Raw genomic sequence first — 14510 nt, 5'->3', positions numbered from 1 at the left:
GAAAAGTCCGGGGCCGCGACCTCGAATGCGCATCGGCGGCCGGGCGAAGGAGAGCGGATGGAAGAGGATACGATCGTCGCCCTCTCCTCCGGCGCGCTGCCGGCGGGCATCGCGGTGCTGCGCATCAGCGGCCCCGGCGCGGCGCCCGCGATGGCGGCGCTGGCCGGGGGCGTGCCGGAGCCGCGCCGCGCCAGCCTTCGCACCTTCCGCGACGCCTCGGGCGGCACGATCGACTGCGGCCTCGCGCTGTTCTTTCCCGCGCCCCATTCCGTCACCGGCGAGGACCTCGCCGAATGGCACCTGCATGGCGGGCGCGCCGTGGTGGCGGCGGCGCTTGGCGCGCTCACCGCCCTGCCCGGCCTGCGCCTCGCCGAGGCCGGCGAGTTCACCCGGCGTGCCTTCGACAACGGGCGCATCGACCTGACGGAAGCCGAGGGCCTCGCCGATCTCCTCGCCGCCGAGACGGAAGGCCAGCGCCGGCAGGCGGTGGCGCAAGCCGGCGGTGCGCTGCGCGCGCTCTATGAGGGCTGGATGCGCCGTCTCGTGCGGCTGCGCGCGCTGCTCGAGGCCGAGTTCGACTTCTCCGACGAGGGCGACGTCGGCGACGACGTGGCGGCCGGGGTGATCGAGGGCGTCGCCGCGCTCGCCGGCGAGATGGCGGTGCATCTCCAGTCCGCACGGCGCGGCGAGATCCTGCGCGAGGGGTTTCGCGTGGTGATCGCCGGGCCGCCGAATGCCGGCAAGTCGAGCCTCCTCAACGCGCTCGCCCGGCGCGACGCGGCGATCGTCTCGGCGGTGCCCGGCACGACGCGCGACGTGATCGAGGTCAGCCTCGACCTCGGCGGCGTGCCGGTGCGCCTCGCCGACACGGCGGGCCTGCGCGCGACCTCCGACACGGTCGAAGCGATCGGCATCGAGCGCGCCCGCCGGGCGATGGCGGAGGCCGATCTCGTGATCGCGCTCCTGGATGGTTCGGACACCTCGCCGGCGACGGAGGCCACGCACGGCGAGACGGCCACATCGCCGGTGCTGTGCGTTCTCGGCAAGGCCGATCTCCTCTTGCCGGCTGCCGCTTTGCCGGCTCACGACCTCGCCGTCTCCTCCGCGACCGGCGAGGGTATCGAGCGCCTCGTCGCGATCCTCGCCGCCCGTGCGGCAGAGACCGTCGGCGATCCCGCCGCCGTCCTGCCGGCCCGGCTGCGCCATCGCGAGATCGTCGCCGACGCGCTCGGCCTTCTCACCGATCCCGCCCTCTCCCGCCTGCCGCCCGAACTCGTGGCCGAGGCCCTACGCCGCGCCGGAGACCGCCTCGGCGCCTTGACGGGCCGCGTCGGCGTCGAGGATCTTCTCGATGTCATCTTCTCGGAGTTCTGTATCGGTAAGTGACGCTCCGGGCGATTCGCCGGCCCCGACCGGGCGGGATCCGCATTCCCTGACCACACAAGCCGACGAGGCCTTTCATGACGCCGACGACCTTGCTGCTACCGACCTACGCGAACATGCTGCAGACCCTGGCCACCCTGCTGGAAAAGGCCGCGCAGCAGATGCCGGATCGGGTGGAAGCGCTTCTGTCGGCGCGCCTCGCACCCGACATGTACCCGTTGTCGTCGCAGATCCGCTTCGCGGCCTATCAGGCGCAAGAAGCTTCGTTCCGGCTGCGCGGCGAGGCCGTTCCCGAATGGCTGGACGCGGTGGCCGCGGAGGGTCGCAACGGCGGCGAGACGCCGGGGTCGCTGGCGGAGGCGAGGACCCGGATCGACGAGGCTCTGTCTTTCGTTCGCGCCGTGCCGGAGCACGCTCTCGATGCGCGTTCGACCCTGCCGCTCGCCATCGAGCTGCCCGGCGGGCTGACGTTCGACATAAGCGGTGAGCAGTACGTGCGCGACTGGGCCCTGCCGCAATTCTACTTCCACGTCGTTACCGCCTACGCCATCCTGCGCGACCAAGGCGTCACGATCGGCAAGGGCGACTACGTGCCTCACATGTTCGCCTATCTGAGGCCGCAGGCTGCGTAACGGCGGCCCTCCAACGTCTCGCAAAATCCCTCCTGGAAGCCCGCTTCATCCCATGACCGACCCTCTCGCGATCCGCGCCGCCGAGCCGCGCGACCTCGACGCCCTGACGGCGCTGATGAACCTGCCGGGCTACCGGCACGGGACGATGCGTTTGCCCTTCGAGACGCCGGAGGCGGTGCGCCGACGCCTCTTCGACGGGAGCAGCGACGCCACGCTCATCGTGGCGGAGTGGGAGGGCCGGATCGTCGGCCTCGCGCATCTGATGCGCTGGAACGGGCGGCGCGCCCATGTCGGCTCGCTCGGCCTCGGCGTCCACGACGATTTCCAGCGCCGCGGCATCGGCGCCCGGCTGCTCGGCGAACTCGTCGATCTCGCCGATCGCTGGCTCGGCCTCACCCGCCTCGAACTCTCCGTCAACACCGACAATGCCGGCGCCATCGCCCTCTACGAGCGCTTCGGCTTCGAGATCGAGGGGCGCGAGCGCCGCTCGATCCTGCGCGACGGCGTCCTCGTCGACGCCTTCACCATGGCCCGTCTGGTGGACCCCCCGCGCGCGGCCTGAGGGCAGGCGGGTCGAGATGGACGGAGAGTGTCTCCGGTTCTGCTCTCAGGCTGGGCTACGGTCTGTGAAGGGCCGGCTTGGCGATCGTCCAAGCCGTCGGAGGCGACTGTGGTGGCGACGGCGTGCCCGGTCCTCGCCTCAAACCATGCGCCCGATCTCGCAGGTTCCGCCGTTGGACCTTTCGGATCCGTCGCCCCCGCATTTGACAGACCCCGCCGCCGCGCGCTTTACCCTCGTGCATGAGCGACCATCCTTCCGATCTCGAAGCCGCCGTCGTGGTGATCGGCGGCGGGCATGCCGGCGTCGAGGCGGCCTGCGCGGCCGCGCGCACGGGCGCGCCGACCCTTCTCCTCACCCATGCCTTCGAGACCGTCGGCGCCATGAGCTGCAACCCGGCGATCGGGGGCATCGGCAAGGGCCATCTCGTGCGCGAGATCGATGCGCTCGGCGGCGTCATGGGCGAGGCCGCCGATGCCGGGGGCATCCAGTTCCGCCTGCTCAACCGGCGCAAGGGCCCGGCGGTGCGCGGGCCCCGCACGCAGGCCGACCGCAAGCTCTACAAGGCCGCCGTGCAGCGCGCGGTGCGGGCGCAGGCGAACCTGACGGTGCTGGAAGGCGACGCGTTCGATCTGGAATTCACCGATGGCAACCGCGTCGCCGCAGTGATCCTCGCCGACGGGCGCCGGATCGCCTGCGGCGCGGCGGTGCTGACCACCGGCACCTTTCTCGGCGGGCTCATCCATATCGGCGACCGACAGATCCCGGCGGGCCGCATGGGCGAGGCGCCCTCGCTCAGCCTTTCGGCCACCCTGCGCCGGCTCGGCCTTCGTCTCGGGCGCCTGAAGACGGGAACGCCGGCGCGGCTCGACGGGCGCACGATCGACTGGGCCGGGCTCGACCGGCAGGGACCGGACGAGACCCCTTACGCCTTTTCCTACCTGACGACCCGCATCGCCAACCCGCAGATCGACTGCGGCATCACCCGCACGACGCCCGAGACGCACCGCATCATCCGCGACAATCTCCATCGCTCCGCCCTCTATGGCGGGCAGATCGAGGGTGCGGGGCCGCGCTACTGCCCGTCGATCGAGGACAAGATCGTCAAGTTCGGCGACCGCGACGGGCATCAGGTGTTCCTGGAGCCGGAGGGGCTCGACGACGACACGGTCTACCCGAACGGCCTCTCGACCTCGCTGCCCGAAGACGTGCAGGGCGCCTTCCTGCGCTCGCTCCCGGGGCTGGAATGCGTCGCGATCCTGAAACCCGGCTATGCCATCGAATACGACCACGTCGATCCGCGCGAGTTGAACCGGACGCTGGAGGTGGCGGTGGCGCCCGGCCTCTTCCTCGCCGGGCAGATCAACGGCACCACGGGCTACGAGGAGGCGGCGGCGCAGGGGCTGCTCGCCGGGCTCAACGCCGCGCGCCGCGCCGGCGGCGCCGAGCCCGCCGTGATCGACCGTGCCGACGCCTATCTCGGCGTGATGGTGGACGATCTCACGCGCACCGGCGTGACCGAGCCCTACCGCATGTTCACCAGCCGCGCCGAGTTCCGCCTGTCGCTGCGGGCCGACAATGCCGACCGCCGCCTGACGCCGATGGGCATCGAACTCGGTCTCGTCGACGAGCGCCGCCGAGCCGTGTTCGAGACGAGCGAGACGGCGCTTCGCGACGCCCGCGCCCTGCTGGAGGCGGCCGTCATTACCACCGGCGAGGCGGCGCGCCGCGGTCTCGCCGTCAATCAGGACGGACGTTCGCGTTCGGCCTGGGTGCTCCTCTCCAATGCCGAGACGACGCTGGAGATGCTCACGCCGATCTGGCCCGAACTCTTGGCGCTGCAGGGATCGGTTCGGGAGCGGATCGAGATCGAGGCGGCCTACGACGTCTATCTCGAGCGCCAGCGCCGCGACCAGATCCGGCTTCGACGGGACGAGGAGAAGCGCATTCCTGCTTCCCTGGACTTCGAGATGCTGAAGGGCTTGTCTAACGAGTTGAAACACAAGCTGACGCTCCGCCGGCCCGCGACGATCGCCGAGGCCGAGCGCATCGACGGCATGACGCCTGCGGCGCTTGCCATCCTTCTCGTCGCGCTGCGAAAGACCGATCTTGCGAAAGCCGCTTGAACCAAAGCCCCGTCCGCGGCTTCTGCCGCCGAAGACGCCCCGTTCCAAGCCGCGCATGGGCCGCGCGGCGACCGAGGCGAAGCTCACCGAGGAGCGCGCCCTCGTCCTGTCGCGCCATGGCGTTTCACGTGAAACGGTGGATCGGCTCGACGGGTTCGTGGCGCTGCTGCGGCAGTGGCAGGCGAAAATCAATCTGGTGTCGCCCGCCACCGTGCCCGAACTCTGGACGCGCCATCTCGAAGACGGGCTGCAGCTCGGCGAACTGGCGCGGGGCCCGAGCCGTTGGGTCGACCTCGGCTCCGGCGCGGGCTTTCCGGGTCTCGTGCTCGCCATCCTGCTGGCGGGGCGCGAGGGCGCGCATGTCGATCTCGTCGAGAGCAACGACAAGAAGGCCGCCTTCCTACGGGCGGCGGCGCGAGAACTGGCGCTGCCGGTCAGCGTTCATGCCGAACGGATCGAGGATTGCGGCACGATTCTCGGCCAGGCCGAGGCCGTCAGCGCGCGGGCGCTGGCATCCCTGCCCGATCTCTTCGCGCTCGTCGCGCCGCATCTCGCGCCCGGCGCCGTCTGCTGGTTTCCCAAGGGCCGGAGCCATGAGGGGGAAATCGCGGATGCTTCTGCCCATTGGCGCTTCGACATGGTAAAGCATGCTTCACACATCGAGGATGGCTCGGTGGTGCTGGAAATCCGGAACCTGACGGCCCTGGCGGGGGCTTGACGGAGTAGCAGGCGACACGCTCGCCAACCGGACGGCGCGACGTCCGCGCCCGGCATCGTCGGCCGAGAAACGAGGTTCATGGATACGCTCCCTGTCCCGCGCATGCGCGTCATTACGGTCGCGAATCAAAAGGGCGGCGTCGGCAAGACGACCACCGCGATCAACCTCGCCACCGCGCTGGCGGCCATCGGCAAGCGCACGCTGGTGATCGATCTCGACCCGCAGGGCAACGCCTCGACCGGCCTCGGCATCAACCGCGAGGACCGCGAGACGTCGTCCTACGACGTGCTCGTGGAGAACGCCTCGATCACCGAGTCGGCGATGGCGAGCGCCGTGCCCAACCTCTCGGTCATCCCCTCGACGCTCGATCTCCTCGGCGTCGAGATGGAGATCTCGGGTGCCGCGGGCCGCGCCTATCGCCTGCGCGACGCGCTGCACCAACACATGGAAGAGAGCGCTCTCTTCGACTTCGTGCTGGTGGACTGCCCACCCTCGCTCAACCTCCTGACGATCAACGCCATGGCGGCGGCCGACGCCATCCTTGTGCCGTTGCAATGCGAGTTCTTCGCGCTCGAGGGCCTTTCCCAGCTTCTGGAGACGGTGGAGCAGGTGCGCGACACGCTGAACCCCGCGCTGTCGCTGCACGGCATCGTGCTGACCATGTATGACGGGCGCAACAATCTGGCCTCGCAGGTGGTTCGCGACGTGCGCTCCTACATGGGCGACCACGTCTACGACACGATCATCCCGCGCAACGTGCGGGTGTCGGAGGCGCCCTCCTTCGGCAAGCCGGCGATCCTCTACGACATGAAGTGCCCGGGCAGCCAGGCCTACATCAAGCTCGCCTCGGAAGTGATCCAGCGCGAGCGCCAGCTCGCGGCCGCCTGAGGCCGCTTCCTCTTCGGCCGCCCGGCGGCTGCGACATGACGACGATCCGGCCCGGCCGGACCCTGCCAGGAGACACCCCATGAACGACGATAAGGCGCGCCAAAGGCTCGGACGCGGTCTCGCCTCGCTGATCGGCGGCTCGTCGGGCACCCTGCCCGCGCGCGCCGGCGGCGGCTTTCCTCTGCCCTCGCTCGCCCGCACCGAGGACGGCCCGGGCGGCGAGCGCCGGGTGCCCGTCGGCGATCTCGGGGCCAACCCGCGCAATCCCCGCCGCTCCTTCGGCGAGGCGGAGCTCGCCGAGCTCACGGCCTCGATCCGCCATCACGGCGTGGTGCAGCCGATTCTCGTGCGCCGCACGGCCGCGGGCGCGGCGACGCGCTACGAGATCGTGGCGGGCGAGCGGCGCTGGCGCGCCTCGCAGGCCGCCGGCCTCAAGGACGTGCCGGTGGTGGTGCGCGAGATCACCGATCGCGAATCGCTGGAGATCGCGATCATCGAGAACGTGCAGCGTGCCGATCTCGACGCCATCGAGGAGGCGCTCGGCTACGAGATGCTGATGGCCGAGTACGGCTACACGCAGGCCGATCTCGGCGACGTGCTCGGCAAGAGCCGCAGCCATGTCGCCAACACGCTGCGCCTCTTGAAGCTGCCCGAGAGCGTCAAGGCGATGGTGAGCCGTGGCGAACTCTCGGCGGGCGCGGCGCGCACCGCGATCGCTCAAGGTGATCCCGAGGCCTTCGCACGGCGCATCGTCGAGGGCGGCCTGTCGGTGCGCGAGGCCGAGACGATGGCCCGAGGCGGCCCATCGCCGGTCGAGCCCCCTGCCCCGGCCGCACCCGGCGGCGGTCGCCGCAGCCCCTCGCCCTCCGGCCGCGTCAAGCCGATGGGCGGCAACGAGGATGCGGACACGCAGGCGCTCGAACGCCTTCTGTCGGACGCGATCGGCCTCGGCGTCACCATCGACATGGCCGGAACCGGCGGCACGATGCGGATCGACTTCCGCAATCTCGACGATCTCGACGCCATCTGCCGCCGCCTGCAGACGCGCGCCGGGTCGGGCGAGGACGGCCCGCGTATCCGCAGCCTGTAATCGAAGATGCAGCAGCGGGTCTCTCGGCCCGCTGCGTTCATTCCCACTATTTTAGAATGATTTGCCGGCTTAGCTTCGATCCATCACGAGGTCGGCGGGGCCGAACCGATCGCGCGCCGAAGCCTGCTGGTGCCAGTAGGGATAGAGCACCGGCGGCTTGCTCACCGTGTCGAGCCGGGCGCGCTCCTCGTCGCTCAGCACCAGCGTCGCCGCCGCCAGATTGTCGCGGAACTGCGCCTCGTTGCGCCCGCCGATGACGAGCGAGGAGACCGCGGGGCGGCCGAGCAGCCAAGCGAGCGCCACCTGCGCCGCCGAGACGCCGCGCTCCGCACCGATCGCCTTGAGAACGTCGACGATCCGCCACAGCCGGTCCTGATCGCGGATCGGCGGCTCGGTCCAGCCGCCGAGATGGCGGGCGGTCACCTCGTCGCGCCCGTACTTGCCGGAGAGGAGGCCGCCGGCGAGCGGGCTCCAGACGAGGACGCCCAGCCCCTGATCGACCGAGATCGGCAGCAACTCGTATTCGGCCTCGCGGGCCTCCAGCGTGTAGTGGATCTGCTGGGTGACGAAGCGGGGGTGACCGCGGAGGTCGGAGATCCCGAGCCCCTTCATCACCTGCCAGCCCGCATAGTTGGAGCAGCCGACATAGCGGACCTTGCCGTGCGAGACGAGCGTGTCGAGCGCGGCCATCGTCTCCTCGAGCGGCGTCGTGCCGTCCCATTCGTGCAGGTAGTAGATGTCGATATGGTCGGTGCGCAGGCGCTTCAGCGAGCGCTCGCACTCGCGTATGAGATGGTGGCGCGACAGGCCCTCGTCGTTCGGCCCGGTGCCGACGCGCATGCGCGCCTTCGTGGCGATGAGGACGTCGTTCTTGCGCTCGCCGCCGAGCACCTCGCCGACGATCTCCTCCGATAGGCCGTCGGAATACATGTTGGCGGTGTCGATGAGGTTGACGCCGGCGTCGAGACAGAGATCCACGAGGCGGCGCGCCTCGGTGACGTCGGTGGCGCCGGCGGCGGCGAACCCGCCCTTGCCGCCGAAGGTCATGGTGCCCATCGTCAGCGTGGAAACCTTGAGGCCGGATCGGCCGAGCGTGCGGTAGTCCATCGTGGTTCATCCTCCCGATCGGCCTCTCTCCCGGCCGCAGCATCGGTGTGAACCCGTTGCCGGCGTCCCGCAAGGCCGGGCCGCGGCGACGGGCACTGACGGTCTGGACGCGGTCGCCGCAAGGGGGGCCGGGTCGCAGCCGTTCCACGAGGCAGGGACCGGTCAAGGCCTTGGCGTCGACCCGCCTGCCCTTTACCCGCCGCGACGGGCCCGAACCGCCGCCGCCGCCACCGCAGACCCGAAGGCGGCGCGACGGCCCTGCCCTGCCCTGTCCTGCCCGTTCAACGCCGGCTTCGGGTGCGTCGGCGCGCCGCCTCGACGCCGATCTCGGTGAGCGTGCGGCGCATGATGGTGACCGAGAGCGCGGCCTCGCGGCGCGACAGGAGGATGTCGGCCTCGATGCGCTGGAGGACGGCGGCGATCGCCTCGCCGGTCCAGGCCGAGAGCGCGGCCTCCATCGCGGGCTTGCGCCGAAAATGCGGGCGCCGCTTCTCCACCGCCGCCGAGACGGGAGTCCCTTGCCCCTCCACCTCGGCGCGCATCAGCAGCAACTGCTGAAAGTGCCGCTGCAGAGCGGAATGCAACTGATGGGTGGAGGTGCCGCTCGCCACCAGCCGCTCCAGAAGGTCGGGCAGGCGCCGCACCTCGCCGGAGGCGGCGGCGTCTACCGACTCGTCCACCGTGTCGGCCGAGACGTCGCCGACGATCGTCTCGACGTCGGCCTCGGTGACGGCGGCCTGGCCGAGCGCGTAGAGGCAGAGCTTCTGCACCTCGGAGCGCGAGGCCATGCGGTTGGCGCCGAGGCGCGTGCGCAGCAGCTCGCGCGTCGCGCGGTCGATCGAGAGCTTCGAGGCGGCGAGCTCCTCGTCGATCATCTTGTCGAGCGCGCGCGCCTCGTCGGGAAAGCAGGGCAGCGCCATCGCGGCATGGCCGCGCTCGATCTGCACCCGTAGGGCCGAACTCTTCTTGAGGTCGCCCGCCTCGATCACGACGGTGACGCCGGGCGGCGGATCGCGCGCGAGATCGGCCGCCGCATCGGCGAGGTTCTTGCCGTTGCCCGCACCCTTGATCCGCACGAGGCGCCGGCCGCCGAACATCGAGACGGTGCGCGCCTCGTCGAAGAGCCGGCCGATGTCGCGCTCCAGCTCGTCGGCCGCCAGCACGACGCTGGCGAACGGGTCGGCCGCGTCGACGCCCGAGAGCCGGGCGACCGTGTTGGCGCGCTCCGACACGAGGCCGGGGTCGGGGCCGTAGAGGAGCACCACGGGAAACGACGTGTCGGGCCTCGACAGGAACGCCTCGACCTCGCCGGCCTTGCGCTGGGCCAACGCGGCGCTCCGCCTCAGCCCTTGGCCACGGGGGGCGTCACGACGGCGGGCCCGGGCGCCGGGTTCAGGCTCTCGCGCTGCAGGATGGGCGCCACCGCCGCGAGCACCCGCTCGGCCACGGCTGCGCCGGCCTGGTCGCGCGCGTCGATCACGGCGCGCTCGGAGGCGTAGAGCTGCACCGAGCGGTCGTAGGGCGCCATGGCGAAGCGCTGCCCGCGCGCGATCACCACGCCGTCGGCGAGGCGCACGAGCTGGTAGTCGACGGTCATCCGGTAGAGCGAGGCGGTGGGCACGCCGGTGCCCGATTCCACCGAGGCCACCTGATCGGAGGCGGCGGTGGTGAAGCGCAGCTCGTAGATCGGCGCGGTGACCGGCGTCGCGCCGTTCAGCCGGTAGAGGACGGCGTTGCGGAAGACCTGCGCGGTGCGGGTCGGGGCCTGCGACACGCCGATTCGCCCGCGCAGCTCGGTGAGCCCGCTCGAGCGCGCGCCGGTGGCGGGGTCGACATGCGTTGTGCCGTAGAGCGGGCCGGCGGTGCAGCCGGCGAGGAGCGCCAAGAGGGCGAGCGCGGACAGGCCGTGCAGGGCGGGGCGGCGAGCCTCAGACGACGACATTCACGATCCTCCCGGGAACCACCACGATACGTTTGGGCGCCGCGCCGGCCAAGGCCTCGATCACGAAATCCAGCGCCAGCGTGGCGGCCTCGATCTCGTCCTTCGTGGCCTTGGCCGGGACGGTGATGTCGCCGCGCTTCTTGCCGTTGACCTGGACGGGCAGCGTCACCTCGTCGTCGACGAGGAGCGCGGGATCGACGCTCGGCCAGGGGGCGCTCGCGGCAAGGCCGGGCTCGCCGAGCGCCCGCCAGCATTCCTCGGCGAGATGCGGCATCATCGGCGCCACCAGCCGCACCAGCACCGAGAGCGCCTCGCGCGCGGCCGGCCGGAGCGACGGATCTCGGCCGAGCGCCTCTGGCGACAGCGCGGCCGACAGCGCGTTGACGAGTTCGTAGAGCCGCGCGACGCCCTTGTTGAAGGCGAGGCGCTCGATGTCGTCGCCGACGCCCGCCGCCGTGCGGTGTGCGGCGCGGCGGATGGCGACCGCGGCGGGCGAGGGCTCGCCGCCGCCCTTGTCGTGTTCGCCCAGCGTCTCGGCGGTCTCGCCAATGAGCCGCCAGACGCGCTGCACGAAGCGGTGCGCGCCTTCGGCGCCCGCTTCCGTCCAGATCACGTCGCGCTCGGGCGGCGAGTCCGACAGCATGAACCAGCGCGCGGTGTCGGCGCCGTAGGAGGCGATGATGTCGTCGGGATCGACGACGTTCTTCTTCGACTTCGACATCTTCTCGATCGAGCCGATCTCGACCGCTGCGCCGTCGGAGAGGCGGCTCGCCCGCCGGCTCGCGCCTTCACCCTCGATGCGGATGTCGGCCGGGGCCACCCAGTCGCGGCCGATGCGGTAGGTCTCGTGCACCACCATGCCTTGCGTGAACAGGCCCTTGAAGGGCTCGTCGAGATCGAGATGGCCGGTGGCGCGCATGGCGCGGGTGAAGAAGCGCGAATAGAGGAGGTGGAGGATCGCGTGCTCGATGCCGCCGATATACTGGTCCACCGGCAGCCAGGCGTTGGCAGCCTGGGGGTCGGTCGGCTCGAACGCCTGCGGCGCGGTGAAGCGCGCGAAGTACCACGAGGAATCGACGAACGTGTCCATCGTGTCGGTCTCGCGCCGCGCCGCGCCGCCGCATTGCGGGCAGGTGGCGTGGCGCCAGGTCGGATGGCGGTCGAGCGGGTTGCCCGGCAGGTCGAAGTCGATGTCGGCGGGCAGCTTGACCGGCAGGTTCTCGCGCGCCTCCGGCACCACGCCGCAGGTGTCGCAATGCAGCACCGGGATCGGGCAGCCCCAGTAGCGCTGGCGCGAGATGCCCCAGTCGCGCAGCCGGAAGTTGACGCGGCGCTCGGCTTGGCGGCGGCCGTGAAGCTCGGCGGCCTCCAGCCGGCGGGCCACCTCCGCGAAGCCTTCCGCCGGGGTCAGCCCGTCGAGGAAGCGCGAATGGAACAAGCGGCCCTCGCCGTCATAGGCGACGTCCGCCACCGCGAAGGCGGCGGGGTCGGCGCCCTCGGGCAGCACCACGGGCTGGACGGGCAGGGCGTATTTGCGGGCGAAGTCGAGGTCGCGCTGGTCGTGCGCCGGGCAGCCGAAGATGGCGCCGGTGCCGTAGTCCATCAGCACGAAATTGGCGACGTAGACCGGCAGGGTCCAGTCGGGGTCGAACGGGTGCACGACGCGAAGGCCAGTGTCGAAGCCGCGCTTCTCGGCGGTCTCGATCTCGGCCGCCGAGGTGCCGCCGCGTTTGACGTCCTCGACGAAGGCCGCGAGTTCGGAGTTCGTTTCGGCGGCTTGCCTGGCCAGCGGATGGTCGGCGGCGACCGCCAGGAACGAGGCGCCGAACAGCGTGTCGGGCCGCGTGGTGAAGACCTCGAGGTCGTCGATGCCGGCCGGCGCACCGGCGGCGAGCGCCCAGCGCACCACCAGCCCTTCCGAGCGGCCGATCCAGTTGCGCTGCATCAGGCGCACCTTCTCGGGCCAGCCGGGCAGGTGGTCGAGCGCGGCGAGAAGCTCTTCGGCGAAGGCGGTGATGCGGAAGAACCACTGCGTCAGCTCGCGCTGCTCGACCTCGGCGCCCGAGCGCCAGCCGCGCCCGTCGATCACCTGCTCGTTGGCGAGCACGGTGTTGTCGACGGGATCCCAGTTCACCTTCGACTTGCGGCGATAGGCGAGGCCCTTGTCGAGGAGATCGAGGAAGAGCATCTGCTGGCGATGGTAGTACTCGACGTCGCAGGTCGCGAACTCGCGCGACCAGTCGAGCGACAGGCCCATCGATTTCAGCTGCGCGCGCATCGTCGCGATGTTCTGATAGGTCCACTCCGCCGGGTGCACCTTGTTCTGCATCGCGGCGTTCTCGGCGGGCATGCCGAAGGCGTCCCAGCCCATCGGATGCAGCACGTTCAAGCCCTTGGCCCGCTTGTAGCGGGCCACCACGTCGCCCATCGCGTAGTTGCGAACATGGCCCATGTGGATGCGCCCCGACGGATAGGGGAACATTTCCAGCACGTAGTACTTTTCCCCGGGCGCGTCGGTGCGGGTCTCGAAGAGACGATCCTGCGCCCAGCGCTCCTGCCAGCGGGGTTCGGCGGCGCGGGGATTGTAGCGTTCGATGGGCATTGCGGCGGCGGGTCTCGTGCTGGGTCGGGTCGGTTGCGTCGATCCATATGGATTTCTCGGCGCGAGGGCACGGGAAAAATGGCGACGGGCGCGATTCGCCGGAGGCGGCGGATGCCGGATGCTCAAACCCGGCGGAGGGCGCCGATCTTGGCGGGTCCGCGGCGCCCATCTGTCTCGCACGAACGAAAATAGCTGGAATACGATCGATTATCACACGAATACAATTGGTACGCGTGACAAAGGAACGCGCAAGGTATCAAATGACCGTCGCATCTCATGCCTTTCCGAAAAGCCATTCCCACCCATGCTCAGACGGATCGGCCGAAACCAGTTGCGCCTCGGCATGTTCATCGAGCGAGTGGAGGGGCGCTGGCTCGACAATCCGTTCTGGCGACGTCGCTTCCTGCTGACCGATCCCGACGATCTCGCCCGGCTGTTCCGCAGCGAGATCGACGTCGTGGTGATCGACGAAAGCCGCGGAACGCGCGCGGGCCCGCCCGTGCCGGATGCGCCGCGCGCCGCCGACCTCGCGGAGACGGCGCCTTTCCCGAGGCCGTCCCCCCGATCGCCGCTTCGGGCGGCGACGCAGGGCGCGGCGCCGGCATCCGGCGTGCCCGGCGACGAGGTGGTCGGGCGCTTCCGCAAGGCGACGCACCAGATGTTCGCGGATGCTCGCAACGGCCGGTCGATCGATCCCGGCCGCTCGTCGCGCATCGTCACCGAGATCGTCCGCTCCATCGACGACAACCCCGTCGCCATGGTCAAGCTGACGCGGCTGAAGTCGATCGACGCCTACACCTATGTCCATTCCGTGGCGGTGAGCGGCTTCATGGTGTCGTTCGGCCGGCATCTGGGAATGGCCAGCGAAACCGTCCACGAGATGGGCGTCGCCGGACTGATGCACGACATCGGCAAGGTGAGGCTTCCGCCGGTGATCCTCACGAAGACGGGATCGCTCGACGCCGACGAGATCGCGATCATCCGCACCCATCCCCGGCACGGCCACGAGATCGTCGAGGCCAGCGGCTTCTCCGACCTCGTCCTCGACGTCACGATGCACCACCACGAGCGGATCGACGGGAGCGGCTATCCCGAGCGGCTGGCCGGCGAGGAGATCAGCCTCGCCGCGCGCATCGGCGCGATCTGCGACGTCTACGACGCCGTCACCACGCTGCGGCCCTACAAGCGCGCCTGGTCGTCGGCTGAGGCGCTGGCGCAGATGACGCAGTGGGAGGGGCATTTCGACCGCGACCTCCTCGACGCCTTCATCGACTTTCTCGAACAGGGGGAGGAGACGCGGCCGATCCTCGATGCGGGCGGGGTGCCATTGCCCTTCGTCGAGAACGGCTTCTCCGATCCTTCGGGCGACCTGCGAGGCGAGGCCCGCCGCTTCTGACTCCGGCGCGGGAGGGCTTTTCCGCCCCTTCAACGACAGTCGGCCCGAGCGACGCGCGATCTCCTCG

12 protein-coding genes are annotated in these 14510 nt (G+C 70.5%); 8 read left to right on the top strand and 4 right to left on the bottom strand.

The genetic code is table 11. The features are described from left to right. The first annotated feature begins 57 nt into the window (after positions 1 to 57). From mnmE to GGR04_RS06805, 7 genes are all read left to right on the top strand, one after another. A complete protein-coding gene (gene mnmE / locus GGR04_RS06835) occupies positions 58 to 1386 on the top strand; it encodes a tRNA uridine-5-carboxymethylaminomethyl(34) synthesis GTPase MnmE (RefSeq protein ID WP_183199108.1) in 1329 nt (442 codons plus the stop codon). A 74-nt stretch (positions 1387 to 1460) separates the two neighbouring features. After that, positions 1461 to 2015 carry a DUF1993 domain-containing protein gene (locus tag GGR04_RS06830; RefSeq protein ID WP_183199107.1) on the top strand — a complete coding sequence of 185 codons (555 nt, stop codon included), beginning with the start codon at positions 1461 to 1463 and terminating at the stop codon, positions 2013 to 2015. Between the two features lie 52 nt (positions 2016 to 2067). Continuing rightward, the gene (locus GGR04_RS06825) at positions 2068 to 2577 is read left to right on the top strand and encodes a GNAT family N-acetyltransferase (protein WP_183199106.1); all 510 of its coding nucleotides are present in this window, start codon (positions 2068 to 2070) and stop codon (positions 2575 to 2577) included. Positions 2578 to 2816: 239 nt separating this feature from the next. Further along, a complete protein-coding gene (gene mnmG / locus GGR04_RS06820; RefSeq protein ID WP_183199105.1) occupies positions 2817 to 4700 on the top strand; it encodes a tRNA uridine-5-carboxymethylaminomethyl(34) synthesis enzyme MnmG in 1884 nt (627 codons plus the stop codon). Next, positions 4684 to 5418, top strand: a complete 735-nt coding sequence (gene rsmG / locus GGR04_RS06815) for a 16S rRNA (guanine(527)-N(7))-methyltransferase RsmG (RefSeq protein WP_246392876.1) — start codon at positions 4684 to 4686, stop codon at positions 5416 to 5418. The genes mnmG and rsmG overlap by 17 nt, the downstream gene beginning before the upstream one ends. Positions 5419 to 5496: 78 nt before the next feature. Beyond that, on the top strand, positions 5497 to 6306 hold the full coding sequence (locus GGR04_RS06810; RefSeq protein WP_246392874.1) for a ParA family protein: 810 nt from the start codon (positions 5497 to 5499) through the stop codon (positions 6304 to 6306). Positions 6307 to 6385: 79 nt separating this feature from the next. Beyond that, positions 6386 to 7396 carry a ParB/RepB/Spo0J family partition protein gene (locus GGR04_RS06805; RefSeq protein ID WP_183199103.1) on the top strand — a complete coding sequence of 337 codons (1011 nt, stop codon included), beginning with the start codon at positions 6386 to 6388 and terminating at the stop codon, positions 7394 to 7396. Between the two features lie 69 nt (positions 7397 to 7465). On the opposite strand, the gene GGR04_RS06800 is transcribed toward GGR04_RS06805, so the two are convergent. From GGR04_RS06800 to leuS, 4 genes are all read right to left on the bottom strand, one after another. After that, on the bottom strand, positions 7466 to 8503 hold the full coding sequence (locus GGR04_RS06800; RefSeq protein WP_183199102.1) for an aldo/keto reductase: 1038 nt from the start codon (positions 8501 to 8503) through the stop codon (positions 7466 to 7468). A gap of 281 nt (positions 8504 to 8784) precedes the next feature. Further along, positions 8785 to 9831: a DNA polymerase III subunit delta gene (gene holA, locus GGR04_RS06795; protein WP_183199101.1), complete on the bottom strand. Its 1047-nt coding sequence runs from the start codon at positions 9829 to 9831 to the stop codon at positions 8785 to 8787. A 14-nt stretch (positions 9832 to 9845) separates the two neighbouring features. Then, positions 9846 to 10445, bottom strand: coding sequence for a hypothetical protein (locus tag GGR04_RS06790; RefSeq protein WP_183199100.1), 600 nt, complete (start codon positions 10443 to 10445; stop codon positions 9846 to 9848). Next, on the bottom strand, positions 10432 to 13047 hold the full coding sequence (gene leuS / locus GGR04_RS06785; protein WP_183199099.1) for a leucine--tRNA ligase: 2616 nt from the start codon (positions 13045 to 13047) through the stop codon (positions 10432 to 10434). The genes GGR04_RS06790 and leuS overlap by 14 nt, the downstream gene beginning before the upstream one ends. 304 nt (positions 13048 to 13351) lie before the next feature. Between leuS and GGR04_RS06780 the strand changes: the two genes are divergently transcribed. Next, positions 13352 to 14443, top strand: a complete 1092-nt coding sequence (locus tag GGR04_RS06780) for an HD-GYP domain-containing protein (protein WP_183199098.1) — start codon at positions 13352 to 13354, stop codon at positions 14441 to 14443. Positions 14444 to 14510 lie beyond the last annotated feature (67 nt).

This window comes from Aureimonas pseudogalii (genome assembly GCF_014196835.1).
GTDB lineage: Bacteria > Pseudomonadota > Alphaproteobacteria > Rhizobiales > Rhizobiaceae > Aureimonas > Aureimonas pseudogalii.
Note: the sequence above shows the minus strand (reverse complement) of the source record. Positions and strands in the feature narration are given on the sequence as shown.